General features: G+C 60.1%; 29 protein-coding genes and 2 pseudogenes. 27 read left to right on the forward strand and 4 right to left on the reverse strand.

The window, feature by feature from the left end; all coding sequences use genetic code 11:
* The first annotated feature begins 3 nt into the window (after positions 1-3).
* From MOV08_RS05160 to MOV08_RS05290, 27 genes and pseudogenes are all read left to right on the forward strand, one after another.
* Complete coding sequence (locus tag MOV08_RS05160; RefSeq protein WP_275306516.1) at positions 4-1,434, forward strand: phage portal protein; 1,431 nt, start codon at positions 4-6, stop codon at positions 1,432-1,434.
* A 71-nt stretch (positions 1,435-1,505) separates the two neighbouring features.
* Complete coding sequence (locus MOV08_RS05165; protein WP_275306517.1) at positions 1,506-2,066, forward strand: hypothetical protein; 561 nt, start codon at positions 1,506-1,508, stop codon at positions 2,064-2,066.
* 67 nt (positions 2,067-2,133) lie between these two features.
* Positions 2,134-3,177, forward strand: coding sequence for a phage major capsid protein (locus MOV08_RS05170; protein WP_275306518.1), 1,044 nt, complete (start codon positions 2,134-2,136; stop codon positions 3,175-3,177).
* A 136-nt stretch (positions 3,178-3,313) separates the two neighbouring features.
* Entirely contained in the window at positions 3,314-3,883 is a 570-nt protein-coding gene (locus MOV08_RS05175) for a phage gp6-like head-tail connector protein (protein ID WP_274911797.1), read from the forward strand.
* A 7-nt stretch (positions 3,884-3,890) separates the two neighbouring features.
* On the forward strand, positions 3,891-4,223 hold the full coding sequence (locus tag MOV08_RS05180; RefSeq protein ID WP_275306519.1) for a hypothetical protein: 333 nt from the start codon (positions 3,891-3,893) through the stop codon (positions 4,221-4,223).
* Entirely contained in the window at positions 4,223-4,561 is a 339-nt protein-coding gene (locus tag MOV08_RS05185) for a hypothetical protein (RefSeq protein ID WP_274911799.1), read from the forward strand. Before MOV08_RS05180 ends, MOV08_RS05185 begins: the two co-directional genes overlap by 1 nt.
* A complete protein-coding gene (locus MOV08_RS05190) occupies positions 4,561-4,956 on the forward strand; it encodes a hypothetical protein (RefSeq protein WP_275306520.1) in 396 nt (131 codons plus the stop codon). The genes MOV08_RS05185 and MOV08_RS05190 overlap by 1 nt, the downstream gene beginning before the upstream one ends.
* Positions 4,949-5,644 carry a phage tail tube protein gene (locus tag MOV08_RS05195; protein WP_275306521.1) on the forward strand — a complete coding sequence of 232 codons (696 nt, stop codon included), beginning with the start codon at positions 4,949-4,951 and terminating at the stop codon, positions 5,642-5,644. The genes MOV08_RS05190 and MOV08_RS05195 overlap by 8 nt, the downstream gene beginning before the upstream one ends.
* Positions 5,645-5,655: 11 nt before the next feature.
* The gene (locus tag MOV08_RS05200) at positions 5,656-5,976 is read left to right on the forward strand and encodes a hypothetical protein (protein ID WP_274911802.1); all 321 of its coding nucleotides are present in this window, start codon (positions 5,656-5,658) and stop codon (positions 5,974-5,976) included.
* A gap of 24 nt (positions 5,977-6,000) precedes the next feature.
* A complete protein-coding gene (locus MOV08_RS05205) occupies positions 6,001-6,285 on the forward strand; it encodes a hypothetical protein (RefSeq protein WP_275306522.1) in 285 nt (94 codons plus the stop codon).
* 97 nt (positions 6,286-6,382) lie between these two features.
* Positions 6,383-6,661 (forward strand): hypothetical protein, encoded by a 279-nt coding sequence (locus tag MOV08_RS05210; protein ID WP_275306523.1) that lies wholly within the window; start codon positions 6,383-6,385, stop codon positions 6,659-6,661.
* A gap of 104 nt (positions 6,662-6,765) precedes the next feature.
* Positions 6,766-7,065, forward strand: a complete 300-nt coding sequence (locus tag MOV08_RS05215) for a hypothetical protein (protein ID WP_275306524.1) — start codon at positions 6,766-6,768, stop codon at positions 7,063-7,065.
* Positions 7,066-7,669: 604 nt separating this feature from the next.
* Positions 7,670-8,341, forward strand: a pseudogene (locus MOV08_RS05220) (tape measure protein); the annotation flags it as partial.
* Between the two features lie 3,927 nt (positions 8,342-12,268).
* Positions 12,269-12,622: pseudogene (locus MOV08_RS44090) on the forward strand (aggregation-promoting factor C-terminal-like domain-containing protein); the annotation flags it as partial.
* 301 nt (positions 12,623-12,923) lie between these two features.
* The gene (locus tag MOV08_RS05230) at positions 12,924-14,213 is read left to right on the forward strand and encodes a Gp37-like protein (protein WP_275306525.1); all 1,290 of its coding nucleotides are present in this window, start codon (positions 12,924-12,926) and stop codon (positions 14,211-14,213) included.
* 3 nt (positions 14,214-14,216) lie between these two features.
* The gene (locus tag MOV08_RS05235) at positions 14,217-15,224 is read left to right on the forward strand and encodes a phage distal tail protein (RefSeq protein WP_275306526.1); all 1,008 of its coding nucleotides are present in this window, start codon (positions 14,217-14,219) and stop codon (positions 15,222-15,224) included.
* 5 nt (positions 15,225-15,229) lie between these two features.
* Complete coding sequence (locus MOV08_RS05240; protein WP_275306527.1) at positions 15,230-16,141, forward strand: hypothetical protein; 912 nt, start codon at positions 15,230-15,232, stop codon at positions 16,139-16,141.
* Positions 16,098-16,319, forward strand: coding sequence for a hypothetical protein (locus tag MOV08_RS05245; protein ID WP_275306528.1), 222 nt, complete (start codon positions 16,098-16,100; stop codon positions 16,317-16,319). Before MOV08_RS05240 ends, MOV08_RS05245 begins: the two co-directional genes overlap by 44 nt.
* Positions 16,319-17,080 carry a hypothetical protein gene (locus MOV08_RS05250; protein WP_275306529.1) on the forward strand — a complete coding sequence of 254 codons (762 nt, stop codon included), beginning with the start codon at positions 16,319-16,321 and terminating at the stop codon, positions 17,078-17,080. Before MOV08_RS05245 ends, MOV08_RS05250 begins: the two co-directional genes overlap by 1 nt.
* Entirely contained in the window at positions 17,073-17,942 is an 870-nt protein-coding gene (locus tag MOV08_RS05255; RefSeq protein ID WP_275306530.1) for a hypothetical protein, read from the forward strand. Before MOV08_RS05250 ends, MOV08_RS05255 begins: the two co-directional genes overlap by 8 nt.
* Positions 17,943-17,951: 9 nt before the next feature.
* On the forward strand, positions 17,952-19,082 hold the full coding sequence (locus MOV08_RS05260) for a hypothetical protein (protein ID WP_275306531.1): 1,131 nt from the start codon (positions 17,952-17,954) through the stop codon (positions 19,080-19,082).
* Positions 19,082-19,678, forward strand: coding sequence for a hypothetical protein (locus MOV08_RS05265; protein WP_275306532.1), 597 nt, complete (start codon positions 19,082-19,084; stop codon positions 19,676-19,678). The genes MOV08_RS05260 and MOV08_RS05265 overlap by 1 nt, the downstream gene beginning before the upstream one ends.
* Before the next feature lie 2 nt (positions 19,679-19,680).
* Positions 19,681-19,935: a hypothetical protein gene (locus MOV08_RS05270; protein WP_274911813.1), complete on the forward strand. Its 255-nt coding sequence runs from the start codon at positions 19,681-19,683 to the stop codon at positions 19,933-19,935.
* Positions 19,936-19,939: 4 nt separating this feature from the next.
* Positions 19,940-20,221 (forward strand): hypothetical protein, encoded by a 282-nt coding sequence (locus tag MOV08_RS05275; protein WP_275306533.1) that lies wholly within the window; start codon positions 19,940-19,942, stop codon positions 20,219-20,221.
* Positions 20,222-20,302: 81 nt separating this feature from the next.
* A complete protein-coding gene (locus MOV08_RS05280) occupies positions 20,303-21,550 on the forward strand; it encodes a hypothetical protein (RefSeq protein ID WP_275306534.1) in 1,248 nt (415 codons plus the stop codon).
* A 2-nt stretch (positions 21,551-21,552) separates the two neighbouring features.
* Positions 21,553-21,813 (forward strand): hypothetical protein, encoded by a 261-nt coding sequence (locus MOV08_RS05285; RefSeq protein ID WP_275306535.1) that lies wholly within the window; start codon positions 21,553-21,555, stop codon positions 21,811-21,813.
* Between the two features lie 172 nt (positions 21,814-21,985).
* Entirely contained in the window at positions 21,986-22,522 is a 537-nt protein-coding gene (locus MOV08_RS05290) for a hypothetical protein (RefSeq protein WP_275306536.1), read from the forward strand.
* On the opposite strand, the gene MOV08_RS05295 is transcribed toward MOV08_RS05290, so the two are convergent.
* Genes MOV08_RS05295 through amcB form a run of 4 tightly spaced genes read right to left on the reverse strand, consistent with a single transcriptional unit; the run spans position 22,519 to position 25,291 of the window.
* Positions 22,519-23,238, reverse strand: coding sequence for a hypothetical protein (locus MOV08_RS05295; RefSeq protein ID WP_275306537.1), 720 nt, complete (start codon positions 23,236-23,238; stop codon positions 22,519-22,521). The two genes, MOV08_RS05290 and MOV08_RS05295, sit on opposite strands and share 4 nt — an antisense overlap.
* Before the next feature lie 16 nt (positions 23,239-23,254).
* Complete coding sequence (locus MOV08_RS05300) at positions 23,255-23,929, reverse strand: pentapeptide repeat-containing protein (RefSeq protein ID WP_275306538.1); 675 nt, start codon at positions 23,927-23,929, stop codon at positions 23,255-23,257.
* Positions 23,930-23,988: 59 nt separating this feature from the next.
* A complete protein-coding gene (gene amcA, locus MOV08_RS05305; RefSeq protein ID WP_275306539.1) occupies positions 23,989-24,195 on the reverse strand; it encodes a multiple cyclophane-containing RiPP AmcA in 207 nt (68 codons plus the stop codon).
* A complete protein-coding gene (gene amcB, locus MOV08_RS05310) occupies positions 24,179-25,291 on the reverse strand; it encodes a cyclophane-forming radical SAM peptide maturase AmcB (RefSeq protein ID WP_275306540.1) in 1,113 nt (370 codons plus the stop codon). Before amcB ends, amcA begins: the two co-directional genes overlap by 17 nt.
* Between the last annotated feature and the right edge of the window lie 28 nt (positions 25,292-25,319).

Below are 25,319 nucleotides of genomic sequence, written 5' to 3' on the forward strand. Positions count from 1 at the left end.
TATATGGGATACGAGATAGAGACTCCTGGCGCCGCCTTTGGTGTGCCTGATACGCCTATTCAGTGGCTTCAGTATCTCCTCGCTAAGTACGAGGGGAACTTGGACCGCATCAAGCGGTTCGCCGAGTACTACGAGGGTGAGCATCAGCGCATGATGTTCGCTCAGGCTAAGTTCAGCAATGCCTTCGGTGAGGCGTTCTCTAGCTGGTCGGACAACTTCTGTGGACTCATTGTTGACTCTGTCAATGAGCGCATGAAGATCGAGGGCTTCCGGATGGCGGATACCCCTGAGGCTGACAACGCTGCACAGAAGATCTGGGAACGCAACTTCCTCGATGCCGACTCCAACGCGGCCCACCTCGATGCGATGATCCAGGGTGCTTCTTATGGAGTTGTGTGGTGGGGCGAGGATGGCGAGCCGGCTATCACTATCGAGTCGGCTGAGAACATGGCTGTCCAGTACATGCCTGGGTCTCGTCGTGAGTTGGTGGCCGCAGCGAAGTTCCTTACGGATGACTGGGGTCGGCAGTACGCCACTTTGTGGATGGCTGACGCGGTCTACGAGTTCGAGACCTATGACGGTGACTGGGTTGGTAGCTCCGAGGGCATACCGAATCCTCTCGGGGTTATCCCGGTAGTGCCGATCAACAACCGATCCCGGCTCACCGGTGATCCCCTGTCTGATCTTGATTCGATTATTCCGCTTCAGGACGCCATCAATAAGACGGTGGCTGACGCCCTGGTGGCGTCGGAGTACGCGGCATGGCCGCAGCGCTACGTCACCGGCCTGGAGATCCAGGAGGATGCCGACGGCAACCCCATCGAGCCCTTCCGGGTCGCGGTAGACAAGTTGCTCCAGGCCGAGGATCCCGGAGCGAGCTTCGGTCAGTTTGAAGCCGCGGATCTCGGCAACTACTCGACGCTGGTGACGATGCTCGTTCAGCATCTCGCGTCTGCTTCCCGGATCCCGTTCCACTACTTCCTCCAGGGTGCTGTTATCCCCTCCGGTGATGCGATCACGTCGGCCGAGGCCGGCCTGATCTCTAAGACCCGCGAGAGGATGCTGCACTTCGGTGAGGCATGGGAACGCATCATGCTTCTGGCATTCCGTGTGATGGGCCAGGACCTGGAGCCGGGAGCTATCGAGGTTCTGTGGCGTGACCCTGAGCATCGCACTGAGGCACAGCACATTGATTCCCTGGTGAAGAAGCTGTCTCTCGGTGTTCCGAGGCAGCAGCTTTGGGAAGATGCCGGGTACTCCCCCAGTCAGATTTCCCGGTTCACGTCGATGCTGGAACAACAGGAAAAGATGCAGGAACAGTTCCCGTCGATCAATCCGCAGCCGGCTAAGGCTGCCCCCACCGCCGAGGAAGAAGCCGACAAGGCTCCTCGGGGTAACTCTGAGAACGCAGCCCGTGAAAAGGCCGGCGTCTAACACGCACTTTGATCCGTGGCCCTGCCGTAACGGCGAGGGTCTTTTTTCATGCCCGAAAAGGAGCAACAAACATGAGCGAGCATGAGACTCACGAAGAGACCGCAAAGGTTGATGAGGTTCCCGAGGAATCGACTAGTCCTGATTGGCAGGCAGAGGCCGAGAAGTGGAAGGCCCTGGCTCGAAAGAATGAGGCCCGCGCCAAGAGTAACTTTGAGGAGCTTGAGGAGCTGCGCAAGGCCCAGATGTCTGATCAGGAGAAGGCCCTTGAGGCTGCACGTCAGGAAGGCCGCAATGCGGCTGCTGGCGAGTTCGGTACGCGGCTAGTGGGTGCGGAGCTGAAGGCCGCTGCCAGCAAGGCCGGCACGGAGCTTCCTTCGTCTGACTTCCTGGACCTGAACAAGTTCCTCGGTGAGGATGGCTCGCCCAACAGCGAGGCTATCGACTCGTTCATCTCTTCCCTGCCGGCGAAGCCCAAGAAGACTCCTCCGCCGCTTAGGGACACGGGCCCTCGTGGTGGCCCGACAAAGGTCCGTCAGCTCACTGCCGATGACCTCAAGCACATGAGCCCGCGTGAGATCAATGAGGCTCGTGATGCTGGAAAGCTCGACGCGCTGATGCGCGGGCAGATCTAACCATTTCGTTTCTCTCTTCAGGGCCCTTCGGGGCCCTTTTTGTTTCCTCTTTTTAAGGACATGAGTTATGGCTATTACCCCGGATGCTGGCTTCAACGTCCAGCCTGGGCATGGTCTCACCTCGAACGTTGAGGCCACCTTCCGCCCCGAGATCTGGACTTCTCAGCTCCTCCGTGACCTGGAGCAGTCCACTGTTCTGGCTGCTCCGGAGATCGTGAACCGCTCCTACGAGGGCGAGTTCCGGCGCGGTGGCGACACCATTCATATCCCGCATTTCCTTGACACCGTGAACGTCTATGACGCGGTGGGCGCCTACGACAACATCACGGATAAGGTTGACCGTGCAGCGCTTGAGTACATATCCATGACGGTTCAGAAGGGCTGCTCTTTCCATCTGGAGATTGATAAGCTCGACCAGCTTTTCACTCAGCCGGGCATCGACAAGATGACCGAATTGGTCCGTCAGCGTGGCCGCCAGGCCGCCATCAAGATGGACCAGCTCGTGGCCACCACGGTCAAGTTCGCGGCGACGGAGTCCAAGGCGCACAAGGGATCGGGCCTGGACTACAACGCCGTTAGGGACGGCGCCGCTCCGACCGACGAGGACATTCTTCACGGCATCATCGACAACGTTGCCATGGAGAAGGACAACGGCGATCATGCCCTTGTCTACGAAACCCTCATCAGCATGATGCAGAACCTGGACCTGAAGAACGCTCCGGCGGACCGGTTCCTGGTGGTCTCGCCGGCCGTTCGTGCGGCTCTGCTTCGTGACCAGCGCTTCATTGAGGCCAGCAAGCTCGGTCGCTCGGTCATTCCGACCGGCACCATCGGCACCATCCTGGGTGTTGACGTCCGCGTCTCGAACGCTCTTGGCAACCTGGTTCCGACTTCGAACCCGGGCCTGGTGAAGACCTACAGCACTGACGCCCAGGGCATTGACATGCTCCTCGGTTCGACCAACGCCCTTAGCGTTGTGACCCCGTTCGCAGAGATGCAGGCGTACAAGCCGGAAGCCTCGTTCACGGACCGCATCAAGTCCCGTGTGGCGTTCGACGCGAAGGTCATTCGCCCCGAGCAGCTTGTTATCTGCCCCGCGGACCCTCGCTAGCCCTTGCGCCGAACAGTGTCAAGGCGGGCGCCAATACTCGGGCGGCTGGCTTTGGCTGGGGCAAGGGAGAAGAAGTGAAGGCGAAGGCTTCGCCGGCCAAGAAGCGTGCTGTTACTAAGGATGCTTCGGAGGGCTGATGACTGCCCTCATTACGTTGGATGATGTGGCCGCTCGTCTCGGGCGGCCCATCTCCGAGGATGAAAAGGCAAAGATCCAGGCCCTGATCGAGGACGTCTCAGCTCTCATCACGGCGGAGACCGGCAAGGACTTTCAGAGCCACACAGACGAAGTCATCGGGATTACGTCTTGCCGTGGTCCCCGTCTTCGGCTCCCCTGGAAGCTCTTCCCCATCACGGACATCTTCGACGTCAAGTTCAGTACGGATCCTGCGCCGTTGAGGGACTGGTTCTACGAGGACGGGTTCCTCGTCCGCCGCCGCGGCTGGTGGCCCACGCAGGCCGAGACCACGTTCCCTGTGGTGTTCGTGCGGCTCACGTACGGCTACGCCGAGGTGCCCGAGGACATCCGGGCCGTGTGCGCCCAGGAGGTCATCCGGTGGCTGGCCCAGTCTCCCGGGGTCTCCATGGAACGTGTCGGGGAGCTTCAGGTGCAGTACTCGTCTGGTACGCAGACTCTCTCGTCGGCGTCCAGGCAGGCCCTGAAGAAGTACCGGCTCCGCGTCGTGTCTACCTCGCTTCGGAGGTAGGCCGGCCATGTTCGATCGCTATTTCGTGGATCCCGTGGCCGTGTACGGCACGGTCCTGGTCCGGGACGTGTACGAGGCGCATAGGGAGCGTGAGACGTCTCCAAGGTGGTCTGGGCTGGCTTGTGTGTCGCCGTGGAAGAACAAGGCGAGTGACCTCAAGGGCGACCGGGATACGGCCGTTCAGTACGCGACGGGCTACTTCCCTTCGGGCGTTGAGATCCAGACCACTGACCTTGTCGGGCACGAAGGCGACATGTGGGAGGTCTACGGTCTCGCCGAGGACTGGCGCTTTGGCGCCTTGAAGCACGTGCGGGTTGATCTGAAGAAGGTGGTCTGCTGATGGCCACCTTTGAGTTCGATCCTGAGTTTTCGAAGCGTGTGGCTCGCACCGACGAGGTTGGCCAGTTGTGCCATGAGAAGGCTCTGCAGGCCGCCAAGTATGCGTACGCGCACGCCCCGAAGCGGCACGACAAGGAGACGGGGAAGGCCCCGCATCCGGACTCGTACGCGGCGAACCTCAAGACCGAGTCCCGGCTCACTGCTGACGGTTGGAAGGCCGTGGCGTACTCGGACTCGGTGAACTGGGGCTTCCTGGAGTTCGGTTTCAAGGACCGCGCCGGCAGGTGGCATGCAGGTCTTCATCTGTTGTCGCGTGGTTTGAAGGCTTCGAGGTACTGATGCGTATAGATCCCGCCGAGATCCTGGTTCGCTACCTGCGGTCTCTGGAAGAGCTGAAGCATGTGTTCATCGGTGGCGACATGGTAGGCCGCAAGACTGGCCAACCGGCCATCATTGCTGACCATGCTGGTGGCGAACGTGTCGTCAAGCACCGCATGGACCGGTTTGACTTCACCCTGAACTTCTTCGGTAAGTCAAAGTCCGAGGCCGCCGGCCTTGCCTATGTGGCCCGCGAGTATCTGCTAGAGCACTTCCCTGATCAGGTTGTTTCCAATTACTACGTGGCGGATGTTCGGGAAGTCGATTCCCCCGTCACACTTCCCGACTATGGGTCTGATGAGTCTCGATTCGTCCACCAGATCCAGTTCTTTATTTTTGAGGTAGACAATGGCTGAGAATAACTCCAAGAACATTCGCTTTGCGCCGCATGGCCGCATCGCCGTCGGCACCTACGGCTCCGCGGCGGCCCCGAAGGGCATCGGTGAGATCGACCCTGAGACCGGCCTGCCGAAGATCCCGGATGGTTTCCACGCGCTTGGCTATGCCACGACCGAGGGCGTTGACCTTACTCCGAAGATCGAGACCCAGTCTCTTGAGGCATGGCAGTCCGCCACCCCAGTTATGTACTCGGTCAAGTCGGCTTCGCTTCAGCTCAAGAGCACGCTCATGGAGGTCAACCCGACTGTCACGTCTCTGTACTTCGGTGCGGAGTGGCAGCCGGTTGAAGGCAATGCCGACGAGTACGTTCTTGATCTGGCTTCGAGCCCGGACCTTTCCCAGATCGTCGTCATTGTTGACTGGGCCGACAAGGACGTGCATAACCGCCTGGTCATCCCGCACGCCATTGTTTCCGACCGTGACGCCATCAAGCTGAACCGTACTGACAATGAGTCGTTCGGTATCACCATTGACGCCCTGGACGAGAACGGTTCGCTTGGCCAGTACTACACCGACGCGAACATGCTCCTGCCGACTGTTGCGGTTGAGACTCCTCAGGTTAGGGCCGGCGGCGCTACCGCCATCAACGGTCGCGAGTTCGACAAGAACGCTGAGCTTCACGCCCAGGCGACGAAGCAGAAGTAAGGAGTACGACCATGCCTCGTTTCATTGATGTCCAAGGGCCGACTCCCGACAAGATTCACTTTGATGATGACGTGAAGACCACGGATAAGGGTACTTTCTCGGCTCAGCTCGACGTGGAGTCGGATTGCCAGCCTGGTGAGTACACCATCACTGTGTATGAAGGTGATGACCCGGAGAAGGCTAAGGTTTCTGCCTCCACTTCTCTGATCGTCGTGTCTGATGCGACGCCCACTATCGACGCGATCGGCGATGTCACGGCCGGTGTCGATGCGAAGATTTCCGGCTCTAGCTTCGGGGCCGGTTCCTACACGGGTACTGCGGAAAAGCAGTAATCCCAATTCACTAAGGAGGCCAACATGGCTGTTTCCGTCACTATTGACGATGTCAAGGCAGACGGCAAGCTGTCCGGCACCATCAAGTCTGACGCTGCCGACACTCCGGGTACCTACACCCTGAAGGTTTTCGCCAAGGACAGTGAGAATGCTGATCCGATTGCGACCGGCGAGTTCAAGCTGAACGCTCCGAAGCCGCAGCCGCAGCTCGACCAGATCGCGGACGTTACCGCGGGCGTCGATGGAAAGGCTACCGGTTCGAACTTCGATCAGGGTTCCTACACCGCTACGGCCGAGATCAAGAGCTAATAGACTCCAGATCATAACTTCATGGGTTCTGGGGACGCACCCGAAGCGTCCCTCTTTTCTTTTCTCAAACAAGCATAGATTTTTAGAGGTTTTCATCATGGCTGCTGCGAAGAAGGCCGTTCAGGCTGAGGCTAACGACGAGCCGACCACATTCGAGTTCAAGGGTGTCGAGTTCACGATCCCGGCTCCGATGGATCTGTCTGCTGAGGTTCTTGAGGTGATCGAGGATGGCGCGGGTGAGACGAAGATTATGAAGGCGATCATTGGCGAAGAGCAGTGGGCCGCCTATAAGGGTCTCCGGTGCACGATCCGTGAATTTGGTGAGTTTGCCGAGAAGATTGCTGAGGCTGCGGGATTCGGTAATCCGGGAAACTGACATGGGTCGTCCACGTCCTCAATGACTACTCCGAGGAACTAGAAGCAGATCTGCTCCAGTTCTTCCGCATCGACTTGTGCGACTTGTGGCGTGGACGGCTTTCCTTGCGTCGCCTGTACGTTCTCGTATCCCGTCTTATCGATATGCGTGGCCAGTGCGCTTTGGCTCCTGCTATTGATGAGCGTCTTACTTGGCCGGATGAGACTCACATCCTGGCAAACATTGCGGACAGCCTTGAGGCGTCCAACTGGATGTTCATCAAGGCCAACAGTGAAGACAGCGATGCACCCATCCCGGAGCCCTTGCCTCGGCCCGGCATGGGTTCGGCAGAGGAGTCTCAGCCCGAATTGGCGTCTTCGGCGGAGGTGGCCAAGTTCTTTAACGATATCAACGCTATGTTGTAAGGAAAGACTTATGGCTGGTAATTCTGCCGACATCAACGTCGGCAAGGGTTATGTGGAAGTAGCCCCCATCCTCAATCAGAAGGCTATGGATGCTTTTGCTTCCAGGGTCACTAAGAGCTTGGGGGCTATCGGTAGGGAGGGCGGTAAGTCTTTCTCGGCTTCGTTCGCGGAGTCTCTTGGCAAGACGGACATGGCTGCCCTTGGGACGAGGATTGGTCGAAGTCTCTCGCGGGGCATCGTTGAGGGCACCGCGGCGGCTCGTGAGGCTCTGGGCTCCTTCAATGAGTCCATTGAGAGGCTGAGTCCCACGATGGGCCGCCTGGCGGTCGAGGTCGAGCGGACGAAGCAGGCCGAGATCGGTCTCGCTGCCGCCCAGGAGCGCTCTGCGGCTGCGACGAAGGAAGCTGCTACGGCCTCCAAGAACCTGTTCACGGCCCGCATGAATCTGGTGCGGTCTGAGAACGAACAGACCCTTGCGGAGTCACGTCTTCAGCGCACTCTCGTCGCCAACGAGTCCGCCCAGGAGCGTCGGGCCGCTGCTGAGGCTGCTCTTCAGCGACAGCAGCTCTTGAGCAACCGCGCCACGGATCAGTCTGTGTCGTCCATGGGCCGGGCCTCCACCGCTACAGGGCATCTCCACAACGAGACGACCCGGCTGGGCAACGCCATCGGCGGCGCCGGCCGCGGCATCACGCACTTCGTGTCAGGTCCTCTGGTGGCTATCGGTGCCGGCGTGCTCGACGTTGCCGTGAAGTTCGGTGACCTCCGCAATCGGACGATTGCGGCGATCGAGGCGTTCAAGGGTGCCAAGGCCGCGAACGAGATGGTGGACACCATCGACCAGCTGTCGAAGAAGCTCCCGGTGTCCGTCGATGACATGTACCGGCTTGCGCGGATCCTGTCGTCCATCAAGACCAATGTCGCTCCGGTCACTGACGAGATTCACGCGATGTCGAATGCCATCGCAGCTCACCATCTGACTCAGTCGCAGGCCAACCGCGCCATGATCCAGTTTGAGCACATGCTCATGGGTGTGGCCATCAACAGCAAGGAACTCAACACGCTGACGATGGACGGCATCCCGGCATGGGACCTGCTGTCCAGGGCCACGGGCAAGAACACGGACGAGCTGAAGAAGATGGCGGCAACCGGCGGACTCCTGTCCAAGGACGTCATGCCCAAGCTGATCAAGTTCCTTCAGACAGACAAGACATACACAGACTCCGCGGCAGCGGCCTCCGAGTCCCTTCAGGGCCAGTGGATCCTTCTGAAGAACACCTTCAAGACGGGCCTCGTCGGCCCGGAGGTCCAGGGGCAGGTCAAGGGCCTGGCCGGCTCCGTCGGCAACCTGAACTCCGCGTTGGAGAACGCGTTCCCGGTGCTCATCCAGTTCTCTGGGTTCGTCGTGGACAAGTCGGCTGCTGCTCTGCGTGCGGTGGCGAAGCTCGGCGAAGAGTTCGGTCGGCTGCCTCCGTCTGTTCAGACCAGCATCGGCAAGGTGATGACGGCCGTCGCACTCCTGGGCCCGGGGCTGGTGGTGATCGGCAAGGTCACGAAGGGCGTTGGCGAGCTGAAGGCCATGGCGACGGCTCTCGGCTCCACTCAGCTCATCGGGAGGCTGCGAGCCACGGCAGCGGGGATGACCCTCCTCAGTGCTGCGGAGGACGAGGCCGCTGTCAGCGCCACGGCCCTGGACGTTGCCATGGCGCCGATCTCTGCTCCGGTGCTGGCCATCGCTGCCGGCGTCGCCGCCCTGGCCGCCGGGTTCGCCTTCGCCTACGACAAGTCGAAGCCGCTCCGCGACGCCTTCTCGGCCCTCGGGCACGCTCTGGGGTCTATCGGTACCGCGGTATCCGGCAACCCGGACGGCACGGGCAACGGCGGCATCAAGGGCGCCTTCTCGGCGTTCTCAGATGAGCTGTACACGGACCTGAAGCCGATCATCGACGAGGTGGCCGGCGCCATTCAGGGACTGGCGAACTTTATCGAGCGCCACGATCACGTAATTGGTGCTTCAGTCGCTTCGACGGTCCGGATTATCGTTGCTGCGCTTCGCGTTTCCTGGGACTGGACGAAGGCCCTGGGCAACGTTTTCATGGGCCTCTACTACATACTGACGTTCCAGTTCGGTAAGGCAGGTAAGTCTTTCTCTGCCGCGTGGAGCAATATCGCGGACTCTTTCAAGGTCAGCACTGATGCTATGGCTCGGTCTACTGGAGATTTGATCCAGGCCGCCAAGCTTGACGGTATTGAGAACAAGGCACAGGACAACCTGAAGAAGTACCTCCATGTCGTCCAGACCGGCGGAGACGCCGTGCTGAAAACATGGAAGTCCAACATGCGCAAGATGCAGGACTCCGAGTCCAATGCCGCGTGGAACATGAACGTGGATATGGGCACGAAGCTCGACGGCATCTTTCATGCGGTCCTCAAGAACGGCGGGAAGATCACCACCGAGCAGTCGAAGCAGTGGAAAACTACCCTCGCTAAGGTCAACCAGCATGGCGATGCCGCCACTAAGGCGATGGCCACGCATCTCGACCAGTGGATGAAGAACATCTCTCAGGCCACGACCGAGACGCAGCGCAAGATCCAGTTGGCTGCCTTCGGCATGGGAGACGCCATCAAGGCCGTGGCCGCCAACATGAAGGGCGTCAGCTTCGACAAGCTGACCACCGACATCAACAAGTACGGGGATCAGCTCACGAAGGCCGGCCTCAATACTCAACAGGTCATCGGCACCCTGATCAGCCTGGAGTCGCACGGCCTCAACACCAAGGAAGCCGTCGGCAACCTCGCCACTCAGATGTCCCGACTCAAGGAGGTCGGGGAGAACCCGGGTCTTGAGCAGACCATTTCCCAGGTTCGAGGCATGACCTCCCAGTCGCAGGCGGCGAAGGTTGCCTCACACGAGCTGGGCGACACCATGGGTGGCTTCGTGGTTGAAGCCATGAAGAAGGGCTCTGGGGCGCTTCTGAGCCTTCGCGGTGATCTCGCCCTGATGGGCGACAAGACCCGCATCACGTCCAAGGAAGCCGGTGCGGCTTTCGACGAGATGGGCTTTAAGGGCAAGGTATCCGCTTCGGGTATCGCTGGCGCCTTCGATAAGTACATGAAGCAGCTCCCGAACTCGGTAAGCAAGGGCACGGTTAAGTCCCTCTCGACTGCCGAGACCAATCTTGAGGACCTGTACAACGAGTTCGTTCAGAACGGTGGCAAGGTCAACAAGAACTGGCAAGGCACGTGGAGTAAGAACCTCTCGGTTCTGAGGAAGTCGAAGGACCCGCACATGCGGGCTATGGCTGACCTCTGGTCCGGCATGAAGTCGAAGTTCAAGCCGTCGGAAGCTAACAGCAAGCTCGACTCGGCGCTGCGAAGCCTGCCGAAGACCATCGACAAGAACCATGATTCCATCGTCAACTCCATGGAAAAAATTGGTTCCGACATGGGTGAGGCCATCTCTCGGTCCTTCAAGAAGCACATCGGGGATATCGCGGCATTCTTCGCAAAGTGGTCAAACCCTGCTAGTGCTGCCGGTGCCATTGTGGATAGCATCGTCCACTCTTCCCGGGCCCCCAAGAAGAAGAGTGGTGGCGTTAAGCACTACGCCACTGGCGGTATCGTCCCCGGATACTCGCCGGGCAGGGATACCGTGCCGGCTGTCTTGTCTCCTGGTGAGGCCGTCCTTCGCCCGGAAGCCGTGAGGCTTCTCGGTGCGGGAAACATCTTGGCTCTCAACAAGGCCGCTCGGAGTGGCAGTACTGGCGACGCTTCCAAGCAAGGCATCCCGAACACTGCCGAGTCTCTGAAGCAGGCTGCGGAGAAGTCCAACCAGGTGTGGCTTCAGCAGATGAAGCCAGTCTTGGACAAGATCGATACCTATTTCACGGTGACGATGGTCGCCGCTGAGAAGGAGTTCGTCTCTCAGAACAAGTCGAACTGGGACCGGATCTCTCTTGATATCCAGACGTCTTGGGTGGCCAAGGTCAAGCCAAGCCTTCAGGCCATCGGCCGCTACCTCACTGTGGATCTCACCAACAGTGAGAAGCGGTTCCAGGCATCGAACACGTCCGTATGGGCGGGCGTCACGTCCACGGTGGGCGCCTCCTGGACGAAGCTGTCGGGCTCGTTCTCCTCGATCGAGCGTGGTGTTCGTGGGGTGCAGTCGCAGTTCCAGTCGTCGGCCTCGGCGATCAAGAGCGCCTGGGGCAACGCCATGAGCTTCGTGACCAGCTCCACCAGGAGCGCGGTCAATGGCCCGTACAACGGCGGTGCTGTGGCGATGCTGGGGCAGATGGCGAAGCTCGCCGGCACCGGCAACCCCCTCAAGCCCGTGCACTTCGCTACGGGTGGTGTGGTGCCCGGTTACGCCCCTGGTGTGGACACGGTTCCGGCCGTGCTCAGTCCAGGGGAAGGGATCCTTCGTCCGGAGGTGGTTCGCGCCCTGGGCGCCGAGACGATCCACGCATGGAACGCTGCCGCCAGGAGCGGGGGCAACATGTTCGCCAATGGCGGTGTCGTCGGCGAGAAGGCTCCGTTGAGCCTCAACGTGGACGGCGCTGGCTGGGTCAACCAGCACAAGAACGACCCGTACAAAGGCTATTCGGATGCTCTGACTGCCGGCTGGAAGGCCGTGATCAATCCCGCTCTGGGCAAGATCGCTTCTGCGTTTGGCACTGTCGGTCACATCCAGAAGGGCATGTTCGCCAGGACAGAGCCGATGGCCAACAAGTGGGCTCAGTACATCGATGCGCACACCGCGCTTACGGCTACCCAGTCCGCCAAGAACGCGATTGCTGTCGAGCGGGCTCGGTCCGAGTCTGGGTCGGCGAGTTGGTACAACCTCTGTGAGATGAACGCAGAGACCGCCTGGGGCCTCTCCGGCCTGTACCCCTCTGCGGCTGCCGCTTACCGGGCTTCCGGTGCTACCCGCGGGGACAAGAACATCCCTCCGGGTGCTGCCGTGTACTGGCCCAACATCGGCGGGGCTTTCGGGCACATCGCCCTTGCGGACACCACTCCGGGCTACGTGTGGTCGAACGACGTGCTTCGCCGTGGCTGCATTGACCGTGTGCCGATCTCCGCCATTGAGAACGGCTGGGGTGCTGGTGTGGGCTACTGGGCGCCTCGGATCGGCTCCCACCCGCTCAACGTGACGGGTGGCGGCTCTGGTGGGGGCCATTTCAACCCGTGGCCTGGCTCCCTGGTTGCCCCTGACGGCGTCCTGCCGTACACGGGTGGCGGTGGCGTCCATGCATCGCCGGCTAAGGCCAAGGGCATCGCGGTAGCCATGCTCAAGTCCCTGGGGTGGGGCTCGCAGTTCGCTGCTCTTGAGCAGATGTGGACCAACGAATCTGGGTGGCGTTGGAATGCCACCAACCCCAGCTCCGGGGCCTACGGCATCCCTCAGTCGCTTCCCGGGTCCAAGATGGCTTCGGCCGGCTCCGACTGGCGCGACAACGCGGCTACTCAGATCCAGTGGGGCCTGAGCTACATCAAGGAGCGCTACGGGGATCCCGCTAAGGCTTGGCGCTTCTGGCAGGCGAATCACTGGTACGAGAAGGGCACCAAGTCCGCTCGTCCTGGTCTCGCCCTGGTGGGCGAGCGAGGCCCTGAGCTGGTCAACTTCCGTGGTGGTGAGCGGGTCTACAACAACAGTGAGACGCAGGACATGATGTCTCGCCGCGGTGAAACCAACATCACCATTCATGCGGCTCGGGATGTTCCTACGGAGCAATCTCTGATGAGGGCTATGGATCGTGCAGCGATGATGCACGGCATGCTCTGGGGCTAAGAAAACAAGGTTGGGGAGGCTGGTCTTCGGACTGGCCTCCCCTTCTTCATGGAAGGAAGTCGCCTTGAACGGTGAATACACGATCTATGTCCGCGACAAGGCGGACGACAAAGGCCAGATGAGCATCATTGGCATGGTGGATGACTACAAGGAGTTCACTGCCACTCTTCAGTTCTGTGATGTCGGTACGTGGCAGCTCAAGATTTCGTGTGCATCGCAGCATGCGAAGTTGTTCCAGCCTAATACGGGCATTGTGGTGCACCGCAAGGGCGTCGATAGAGTCTTGTTCTCCGGCACTGTTACTGGAATCCAGAAGTATTGGACGGTGGATGAGGACTCCGGCCCTGGTGCTCTGATCGTTACCGGCTATGACGACAACTACATAGCCAAGTACCACATCTGCTACCCGGACCCCTTGCAGCCTATCTCTCATCAGGACTGGGACACTGACGCCAACACCGACTTTCCCTCTTCGAGGGCTCTTGAGGGTCTGATCAGTGCCAATGCCGGCTACGACTCGAAGTCTTCTCCCTTCCGCGTTCCTGTCGGCTATGACACTCCCGGTGACGGTAGGCGGGATTGGCCGTACGACACCTTCGGCGATCCGGTTCCCTACAGCATCCGCTACGACAACTTGTTGGATGCCGTGAAGCCTATTGCCACTAAGAGTGGCATTGGTTGGCGTAACGCGTACGACCACCAGGCCCGGAAGATCAAGCTCGAATGCTGGCAGGTTAAGGACCTTTCTAAGCTCGTGAGGTTCAGCCCGGAGATCGGCAACCTTAAAGAGTTCGTGTACTCGATACGGGCCCCGCTGTGCACGAGGGCTGTCATTGGTGCCCGCGGCGAGGCTCATCTTCGTTATGTCGAGTCGTACACGAACGCGGAGGCCGAGGAGGCCGAGAAGACTTGGGGCATTGTCGCCGAGCAGTTCTTTGACGCTACCGATGTGCCGATCATGCGGGACGCCAAAGCCCCCTGGAGCGACCCCATCATTGATCCGAACTACACGGGTCAAGGTGACATGAATCTGGATAAGGCTCTATCCATGATTCACCAGAAGGGCGATACCCACCTAAGAGAGAACGGCCCTACAGGAAATCTCCAGCTTTACCCGCTTGATACTCCGCAGTGCATGTTCGGTCGTGACTGGTGGATCGGTGATGTTGTGTCTTGCATCATCGATGGTGACGTGCATTCCGATCCGGTCACCAAGGTGACGATCTCCGATTCTGCTAGCGGCACTTCCCTGGTTGTTTCTCTTGGCGCTCAGGGTACGACCGCGTCCGCGAATGTGTACACAGAGATCCAGTCCTTGTGGAGGCAATTGAACGAACTCAAGTCGAGACGATGACCTATGCCCATTCCTGCAACATACGACTACTTCCCCGACCACGATGGTGGCGGCGATAAGGAAAAGTACAAGCCGGTTACGTGGCCGCACACGTTTGTCACGTGGTCTGGCAGTGACGGCAGAATCATTCCGCTTACTGGTGATCTTACCTGTAGGGACAATCCCGCCGGCATTGGAATTATGTGGGGCCCGCAGGCTTTTGACATGCCTTCCTATGACGTGAAGGCCGATGCCATTCCGAACATGGATGGTTCGCTCTTCAAGTCAGCTCGGGCCACTAGTCGAGACGTCACGATACCTATCCGCATTCAGGCCCTGGACCGCAAGTCTCTGATTCAGTTGAAGCAGTACTTGTTCCACTCCCTCAATCCGCTCAGGGGCCCCGGTCGGATTACCGTGACCGAGGGCGATGGTCATCCGCGGCACCTTGAGTGCTATTACGTCGATGGGGCCCAGGGAAACGAAGGCCGAGACCAGGCCGGCTTCTACTGGATAACTTACGCCCTCGTCTTCCGCGCCATGGATCCCTACTGGTATGCGAACCGTCATGATCAGGTTGAGTGGCACATCTACAAGGACGACGCTAAGCCATTCCTCTCCGATCACTTCCTTCCGCTTCAGGTAGGTGCCACCGGATTCAAGCCTGGTGACCCTGTGACGGTCACCAATGATTCGTCTCTCGACTGCTGGCCCATGTGGACGGTTGAAGGCCCCATCTCTTCTATGGCCGTGAAGAACCTGACCACGGGCCAGTCTTTTGACTTCCTGGACAACTTCACTATTCAGGTAGGGGAAAAGGTCACGATTGACACTACCCCTGGCGTGAAGTCAGTGATCCTCAGGGACAAGAAGGGGGAAGAGAATCTCTGGCCGCAGGTGAAGCCTGCTAGCGCTATGTGGTCCCTCATCCCCGGCGACAACCAGATAACCATTACCGGCGCCGAGCCAGGAGACGCAACGGTTGTTCGCGTCACCTACGTTCCTCGATACCTTTCCTACTCTGGAGGCTGACTATCATGCCTAGTTTCGATGCACCTAACGGTCAAGGATCTGAGTATTCCTGGCCTTTCAGTGACGGCAAGGGAACTGCCGTCGATCAGGCTAAGTGGCAGGACATGGCGGCACGCATGACGTACACCGCCGTCTCGGGCAAGCTCGGTGATGCCGCTCTGCAAGTTTCCGTATCGAAGGCCGGCACTCCCCCGTCTGTCGATGTCGCTCCTGGCGAAGCCATGGTCCGTGGCTTCTGCTACAAGACCGATGGCGTGTCCGTACAGCTCAAGGACAACTCGCGCACCCCGCAGCCCCGCTTGGACACGATCGTGCTTCGCCTGGACATGGCGAACAATAATATCTCCGCAACCTCGTTGATGGGTGCGCCGGCCGAGGACCCTAAGCCTGCCGAACTCAAGCGGGAACAGGGCGGTGTCTGGGACTTCCCCATTGCCTATGTGCTGCTCAAGAAGTCGTCTAACGAGATTGCGGAGATTGCAGATCTTCGCATCTTCTCTGATGGTGGCAATCTCCCGCAGGCGTACGACCCATCTAAGGCCGACGTGGAGCCTAACCCGGGTGATCTCCTGTTCATGCGTGAGGCGAAGAGCGGATACGAGAGTTTCGTTTCCTACTCGAACCGCGGTGGCTGGGCCGTCAACGAAGACATCGGCAAGTACCGCACCTATAAGCCCAACCTGAACTATGCCTCGGTTGACTCTCCTAAGCCTGAGATCAAGGGGCACTGGAAGTGGATCGCACAGAACACCGTGTACTTCTGCGCGAACATCACCAACAACGACAACACGCGGAACATCGTTGCCGGCGGCCAGCAGACCTACATGAACGTGGATCTGCCCGTTAAGGCCCGCGGGGGGCATGTACCAGCTCGTGAACGCGACCCTGTTCAACAACTCCGACCGTGCCGAGAGTGAAGACAACTACTACATCGGCAACGCCTACATCTCGGGCGGAAGCACCTGTCAGCCAGTCTTCCCGAATGTCAACAACTACAGGGCTATGGGTGACTGGCTCACCAAGATTCCGCACAACGCCGCGGTGTTCATCAGCGGCGTGTACGAGGCCGACCAGTTCCGAGAGGGGAACAGCTAATGCCTGTGCACACTTTCGGTGGCACCACCGATGCCGCCGCCGAGGACATGGAAGGCAACCGTCTCCCGAACCATAAGGGAGACGTGTACGACGGGGCCGGCGAGGACGCCCAGAAGGTCACCGACCTACGTGACATGGACGGCCACCACATCGAGTTCGTCACCTCGGACCAAAACGGCATGGTCCCGATGTTCCAGGGCCCTGACGGCTACACGGAACTCTGGGTGGACTTCGGTCCCGGCAAGTACGGCCTCATCCCTGTAGACACCGCTGCGGGCCTTGAGGAGCACGTGACGGCCGCCGACCCTCACAAGTCGAAGCAGTACACGGACGAGCAGCTGAGGCACTACGTCCACAACGACAGCTCCAACGTCATGGACGTGTCCGGCCTCGACGGCTGGCTGAAGCCCAAGATCAGTGGAACCTCCAGCTCGATGATCCTCGCCGCTAATGGCGACGATGACTGTTCGTGGAATGTCCGGCAGGACGGTTCCATGGAGGCCAAGGCGAAGGGTGGCGTCGATGGCATCAAGTATGTGGTTGACGCCAACAAGGCTGCCTTCGTTGCTTCCTCGCGGGAGTCCGGTAAGGCCACAGCGCAGATTAATGGCGATGGTTCGGCTTCGTTCACTGGGCCTGTGAGTGCCCCGAACATCGGCGGCGTCCGAGTCTTCTCCGGGTCGAAGGCGCCCACCAATCCCCAGATCGGTGACGTGTGGGTGCAGCTCGCTGCCGATACCCCTAAGGGGAGCGATGGGTAACAAGCTTCTCTTCTATGACGGGGTCATCTGGAACCAGACTGAAGCTCAGGTCTATGACGACAAGAGCCAGTGGGTTAGAGCTAGTTCCTATGCGGTGTGGGACGGGACGGAATGGATGACCGGCCTACCCAGTCCCGTGGAGTTCCCGCAGCCGGCCTCACAGACGCATGGAAGCTTCGAGGGCGTTGATGTCGCAACACTCAGCCTCCCTGACGGCATGCGCCTGGGCGAGACGGTGGTGTCGGTATGCGCCTCCTACGGGGACCAGGAGCCGGCACCGCCCCGCGGCCTGGGCCTCGTCGAGCTGCTTCCCGTCAGGGCCTCCGAGGGCGTGACACTGGATCCGACGAAGCTCCACTTGCAGGCCAGCATGTTCATGTGGGAGCCGTCCAAGGGCAGTTCAGTGTCTTGGCGCGTGTCTGGCCAGAAGGACACGAACGCCGTCGTCATGAACCTCGTATACCGGGACACCGACACAACGAAGATTCCGGCGAAGCCGATCGTGGACTACAAGACGGCCGAGAAGGCCGACGAGATCGAGCTGCAAGCTTCCTCGGACTACACATCCCTCTACGTCGCCCTGGCCCTCGCCAGTGACCTCACTAACGGCATCTGGCCTGAGGGCTTCACGTCGAAGTTCGAGGAGTTCGGGACGTTCGGGGAGGACAAGGTCCACATGTTGGCCGCCCACACGGTGGGCTCTAAGGCTTCGCCTGGAAAGCTCCTCCTGGATTCGGCAGTGGATGAAGTCGCGGTTGCCCTGATCACTGTTCCCGGTATGGAGAATCCAGACCATAAGGGCGTGTGGATTCTTGGTGATGGTGAGCGTTCGACGCTCGGCACTACGACGGTTCTTCAGTAGGAGGAGATAATGCCTGTTCCTGAGATTCTTGATTGGGAAGAGCGCGAGATCATTGTCCCGGACAAGATGAATTCACAGATCCGGGACATGCAAGCCCATTTTGGCAACCGGCCATGGTTTCACATCATGATGCCGGACCAGGACGTGAAGGATTGCCAGAAGTTCCCCGCGGGCGCCGACAATCAGTTCATTAGGTGGCCCGGTCCTGGACGTGAGCATGGAGGGTGGAAGATTCGGGATGACCGTTCGGCTTTCATTGTTCCTGAGGATGGCGTCTATTTCGTTTACGCTAACGCGGGTGCGGCCCCTTTGAAGGGCCCATCCCCCACCAATATTCCGGTGATCTATCTGACCATCGTGAAGGACGGCACGGATTTCTCGTCCACTGCCGTCTCATGCCCAATGCAAAACGAAGTCACGACTACGCACGGTGTCCTTGTGGAGTGCAAGAAGGGGACTGTGCTGCAAGCCGAGATTTTCGCAATGGAGAAAGCCGGGATTGATTTCCGCATCGAGAACCAGGGTCAGCTTTGCACCTTCGGCGCTTTCAAGGTTTCCGAAGGGGATCTCACAGGGCCTTGTGAGCCGATACCCGGATTGAAGCGTGATTGGAAGGATGGGGAGCACCTAGACACCGTTCTCTGGCAGGAACAAACGACGGGTGTTAGTAGGTCACTGCTTGGCATGCCTCGTTTTCAGCTTCGCGGAACGAAGAATCGCAACTATCCCCAAGGTAGTTTCGAGGACATTCACTGGAGCACGGAGCATGTTCGACACAGTGGGGGCTGGGAGTGGAATGAGGATGCCTCCACTATCACCGTTCCCGAGACTGGCGTCTACGTTGTTTCGTCACACGCCTCGATCAATGCACCAAATGTGGACTTGCATTCGAATTTCAACTTCTACGCGAAGCTCAATGATGACCGTGTCGCCCTGTCGCAGGGGGGCGCACATCGTAAGAACTATCTGCACAGTCGCGCCATTCAAGAGGTTAGGCAACTCGCGAAGGGCGACAAGATTACCTTTCAGTGGAACCTCAGCGGTGGTGACGATAAGTGGATTTCGGGCGAAGATATCGCTATGGGTGCGGTGAATATTTTCATGGTTTCCCCCGAGTCTAGTTTTGCGGACGTGACGTAATGGATCTTAAAACTTGGAAGTCGCGAGATGCCGTTGATGCCCAGAGCCTCAAGGAGGCACTTACAGCGCCGTATGACGCCATCCGCAACATGTCTCGATTCCGTCAGGCTGGCATGAATGACTTTGCCACCCTGTTTGGCCCGAAAATGGCAGTGGTGGATTTCAAAGAATCAGGATTTGTTCAGCATGGTGGCTGGACTCGACACAAGGTTGAAACGGGGGATAATCCGAATGGTACCGCTTTCCGCGTGCCTACGACTGGCACGTACTACATATTCTCCGAGATCTTCCTGCGCGCCGATAGCGATACGAACGCTGGGCGCCATTGGTGGATGTATATCGAGAAGCGTACTAGCCCTGGCGATGAGGATTCTTCCGTTCACTTGACATCGGGGATTGTTCAGAGCGAAGTCAAGAAATACCACATGTCGAATTCCGCAAACTGCATAGCCTTCCTTGAGGAGGGTGACTACATTTGCGCCGCTATCTATTCCGGCTATGCCTGGCAGAATCCTATCCAGGATCGGGACATTGCTAGCCGAATGGGCGCTTACTTGATTGCCCCAGGCGAGGCTAGCGATGGGAATGAGTTTTAGCTATGGATCATCTTGTCTCATCTATTGAGGTACTAGTGCCGGTGCTTTCGGCCCTGGTGCTGGGCCTGCGGAAGTACAGGAGCGATGTGGTGAACACGCTTCGCCAGGAATGCCAGGAATGGCAGGACCGATCTACCGCGCTCAGCGAGGAACTGAAGGAACTACGCGATGAGGTGATTGAACTCCGCAAGGAGAACTATTCACTTCGTGCCTACCTCGCTTCACGGCTCGGTGAGGAGGTTGGGAAGGTTGATTAGCACTATGACAGCTGTAGCCCTGTACGGCCTTATGGCCGCTTTCTGTCTCGGCCTGGTGATGCAGCACCGCAAGCACCAGGAGAAGCCGTTGCTGGCCCGCCTGGGCCGGCCGACCGACGAGGATGTGTTCTGCCTCTGGCTGGCCGTGTATCTCGCGCTGAGGGCTGTCGCCCGCGGCCTGTGGGCCCTACCGGCGCTCGACGTGCCATTGACTATCGCGGCGAACCTCGTCCTCGCCCTGGTCCTCGTCGCACGGCTCCGGTTCGAGCCGAAGCCTGTCAAGTAAGTAACCACACCGTATGCCGCCCGGCCGATGCCGGGCTTTTTTCATGCCCTGGAGGTGCACATGGCTACTGGAGCCAAAGCAATGATTGACAAGGCGAAGTCATACGTGGGCTATCGCGAAGGCGCGGGGAACGCCAACCGCTTCTCTAAGGAGATGGGTCGCCCGGCGGAGTCCTGGTGCGCTGACTTCGTCTCTGCCGTCGCGGTCGAGTCGGGTAACGGCGACGTGTTCCCCAACAGCGCCTCGTGCGGCGTGTCTCAGGACTGGTTCCGGAAGCGAGGGCGACTCAGCGACTACCCCGCTATCGGGAGCCAGGTCTTCTATGGCGACTCATCGTCTTCGTACGGGCCTGGTGGCTCGCACACAGAAGTCGTGTATGCCTACGACAAGGATCGCGTATACACCATCGGTGGCAACACGAATAACGATGGTTCGAGCAATGGGAACGGGGTCTATCTTCGATCCCCGTCCCGCAAGTCCGCCTGGACGCACTCGTATGGCTACCCGGACTATCCGGAGGGCATCACATGCGCTGACCCGGCCTGGAAGGGTAAGCCGAACGTGAGCTACTTCGGACAGGAAGCGTCCGCGGTCGACATTCGAAAGCACTCGGAGCCGACCCCTGGGAAGGTGACCATCAACGGGGCTGTGTATGGCCCTGGCGCTGAGGGTGACCACATCCAGTACATGGCGGATTGCCTTTGGAAGGCCGGCTACTGGAAGGGCCCCAAGGATGCGCATGCCTGGGGTGGCGGGCACACGGAGTCGGTGCGGGCCTATCAGATCGCCATCGGCGACGCCGACTCGGCGGATGGTGTGCCGGGCCTGAAGCAGCTGACACGGCTTGAGACGGAGCACGGTCAGGGCCTGTGGCCGGTTCAGAAGCCGACTCCGCCTAAGCCTGACCCGACCCCTAAGCCGGATGGCAACACTGTCCCTAAGACTGTGTGGCTGAGCAACCCGTCGCCTTCCAAGGTCAAGGCCAATACGTGGACGACAGTTGATGTCACCGGCAAGGGAGACGGGACGGTCATCCATTCCAATGGGGACTGCAAGTTCTCGTCCAATGTGAAGCTTGCCTTCGCCGATGTCCCGGCCGGCGCCACCGTCCAGGGCCGCTTCCTGAAGTTCACCGGCGCCGGCGACAGTGATGGCGGCTATGCGGTGGTGGAGCGTGTTGCTACCGGTGACTACTCGTTTGTGGACTTCTCAGCCATGGGCCACATGAACGCTGGCCGTCACCTGGTGTGTCAGGTAGCCGTGTTCGGCAAGGACGACCAGGAGTTCACCATTAGCGGCCGTACGGCCGAAGCTCTCTACTGGGACTGACCATGAACGCCCTAATTGACTTCCTGAAGAAGAACCCTGTCCGCATCAAGGCGGCACTTGTTTCCGTTCTGGCCTTGTTCTCGGACTTCATCAGCCCGGACCTTCAGGGGAAGATTGTTTCCCTGGTGATGCTGGCCGTGTCCATCCTGGGTGGCGAGATCGCTCAACGGGTGGAGAACAAGAAGACCAACGATGCCCGACTCTCTGACATCCCTGTCGAGTCTGCTGGCATCTCGCATGTTTCGGATGCGCCTATCGCTTGAGGCAGTGTCCGAGTTTGAGAAAAGAAAAGCCCCCGGCTTCCCTGAGTGGAGGCCGGGGGTCTTTTGCGTTGAGGGCTCGAACCAACCTAACTAACTGTCATACAGAGAGTGACGGCCTGGCCATGACCTGCCTGCACTCCCCAACTCCGTGGCCATGACCTAGATTTCAGCCATGATCCCTACGGCCGACACGATCCGCTTCACGTTGCTGCACCCGCAGACCTTGAGCCGCCAGGAGTCGGTAGTCCTCGCCGGCCTGCGCATCGACTTCACCACCGAACCCCAGACCCGAGAGGCCATCCTCGCCCGCGCTGAAGCCCGCGGCGTCGAGCATGGCGGGTTCCCTGACGAGTACCCCGACGAGTGGCAAACGCTCCGGATCCACATACAGGGCATCCCGAGCGCCAAGTCCCTGTCTCTGGCTTCACGGATACGGGCTGCCAGCAGCAGCGGTCACTCCATGGTCGAGGCGTGGTCGCCGGCTGCACCCGGCTCCGGGCAGTGGCAGCACACCACGTTCCCGTGGGTCTACTGGGAAGGGCTCGGAGCCACGTGTTCCGTCGGCGTGGACGACATCAGTGTGTGGGGATACCTCTTCTCCGAACCCTGGGGTACCCACGCGAAGTTGCCCGCCCGCAGCAACGCTGCTGACGCGCCATGGGTCACCGTGAACACGGACACACCCCCATCCAGTTGCGGGAAGAGCTAGACCAATGTGGGAAGTACTCTGCGCGGCCACCGTCCAAGCCAGAAGGCCGCCGCCGAAGGAAGAGGAGCCCCATCGGTAGATCCATCGTGGGGAAGGTATTCGGTCGGCGCTAGGTAGCCCTCACCAGGGGCGAGCCGTATTCGGACGATGCGGAACGAACGCCCGCTGGCGACGTACGCCCGGTAGTCATCTGTGTGTGGGTAGCGGTGCGCATATGCGGTGGGGTAGATGGCTCGGCACGTTGCCTGTGCGTCGATGTCGCCGAGAATGATGTACCGGGTTCCAGGGCCGAGATTGAGGCACAGCCGACGGCGTCCCGTGTGCTTGTCGGCAAACCTCAGCTTGTCCCAGTTATCCAGGTGCAGCCCGATCAGCCGGCCATCCTGGTAGTTGTTGGTGGTCGTGGCCATGCCTGGCTCGGCAAGTGCCTGACCGAGGTATTCCGCGTCAGCATCGCCTAGAGGCTGGGCGAGTTGTTCCAGCGGTAGCCCGTCCTGAAAAGGCGGTTGGACGATCTCTACCACGGTGCTGTCTAAGGTCTGGCGAGGCGCGGTGATGGACTTGATCTCTGCCTGAGTCAGGGAGCGCCATGTGCCGGAGGGCACTACCGCTCCAGTCTCGTAGGTGACTTCGTCGGGACGTGCGGTTCTAACTGTGGCGATCTCGCACCGGGAACGAAGCGCGGTTTCATCGTCATAGACGATGTGCAGGGGCATGCGGGCCCTCCTGTTATCAGTCTTCTCCAAGGGTGATGTCCAGCTCGGCTACCAGCGCTTGCGCAAGGTCCGCCTCCTGGCCGGGGTCGATGCGGACCTTCTTGAGGTTCGCGAGGCCCCGGATGGTGGCCAGGTCGTTGCCCCGCAGGTCGGTGCCTCGGTAGCGGCCGGCCTCGAATTCGGTGAGCCTGAGTGTGCACTCGGAGAACACGACGTCGGTCAGGTCGCAATCGGTGAACGTGGCTTCGCTGAGGACACAGTTGACGAAGGCCACGGGCCCCGTGGCACGCACCTTCTCGAACGTGGCGAAATCGAGCTTGCAGCCCTCGAACAGGACATCGTCCAGTACTAGGCCGTCGAGCGTGGCGCCCATCAGCTTGCAATCGCGGAGGACCACGCGGGTCAGCTTGCTTTCACTCCAGCCGATCGTGCCGAGGTCGCTGCGAGTGATCTCCACGCCGTGCAGGTTCAGGGCCTCGAACTGTGTCCGCTTTGAACGGACGCCGCTGATCCGGCCGGTGATGAGCTGAGTGTCGGTGATGTCGAGTGAGCGTAGGTCAGCGTCACTGTAGGCGAAGTCCTGGACCATGCCGCGCGGGCTGTCGAGAGTACCGACGTTGGACAGGTACAGGCCCGGCTCATCGAGGCCGGGCAGAGTGAGCCTGACGCGGCCGAAGGTGATGGTGTCCATGGCGCTCCTGGTTCGAGACGGGCGGGCAGGCCGCCGAAAGGCAGCCTGCCCCTCTACTGCTACTTCTTGTTCCAGTTGTCCCACGTAGCGCGGTTGTCAAAGGTGTTGCCCGCGTTGTCCCACGTGGGGCGGTTGTCGAACTTCGCCACCGGGTCGATCGGCGTGCTTCCGATCAGATCACGGAACCCGTCGGCGGCGCTGAGGATCAGGCCAACGGCCGTGGACGTGTTGGCCTCGCGGGAGATCATTTCACTGGCTGCGGACATGTCGTGTGACTCCTTCCAGGAGAGCGATCTTTGCCGTTGTGCAGTATCGAGTGCGGGTGCCATCCATACGGCCCCCGTGCTCGAAGTACCGGTTCGCAGGGTGCGCGCCGCCGCAGAACGCGAAGTACCCGCAGGTGTTGCGGCAGGCGTCTACGCCATCCCGGAACTCGGCGATCCAGGGGGTTCGGGTGTCGGCTTCGCTCACGAGGACGTCCAGGCCATCACGGAGCACGTTGCCGGTGGTGAAGTCACCGAACCGCTCGTCGGTGAAGCCGGCCAGCTCGGGTGAGAGCAGAACCACTCCGCCGTCAACGCTGACAGTGGGCAATGGGTCCCACAGTGCCGACACCGGGGCAGGCTGGGGCTGTTGAGTGCTGAGGACCGTGCTGGCGAAGTTCAGCACGCGCGATATCTCTCGTAGGCGGACTACCGGATTGGCGCTCCATGCGTCCGTGAGGGCGGCCCAGAAGTCTGCTGTCCTTGCAGGGTCGGTTGCCTGCACGCCGCGGTTGACGCCCTCTTCCTCTTCGACGTTCACGCCGAGGGTGGTAACACCCAGTTCGGCGAAGAACTCGTAGAACCTGGCGGCCGTTCCGGGGTCAGGGTCGGAGACAACTGCGATGGCGGAGAACGGGATCCCGTGCCGACGTAATCGTTGGATCCCTCGCATGATCACGCGGAACGCGGGGTGGCCAGCACGAGTGACACGGTGGTGGTTCATGTCCTCCGGACCGTCGATGCTGACGCCCACATGCACGTTGTGCTCCAGCAGGTAGCCGCACCAGGCGTCATCGACGAGGGCCGCGTTCGTCTGCACACTGTGCTTCACGCCCTCGAAGGGGGCCATCAGTCTGGCCAGATGCTCACGGCCGGCGGCCAGTGGCTCGCCGCCGTGCCACACGACTTCGAACGCGGGATCGTCGGCGGCCCACTTGTTGGCCGACTTCGCCACAGCCTGTGCCACGGAGACCGGCATCAGGTTCTTGACCTTGCGGAACGGCAGGTAGCAGTACGTACAGTCCATCGGCAGGCACTGAGTGGTCGGCTGCATGATCACAGCGTGCGGAACGGTCGCGAGCTGTACGGGATTGCGCATCGTGCTCCTCTCGATTGGGTTCGAGTGG

The organism is Streptomyces yunnanensis (assembly GCF_029011865.1).
GTDB lineage: Bacteria > Actinomycetota > Actinomycetes > Streptomycetales > Streptomycetaceae > Streptomyces > Streptomyces yunnanensis.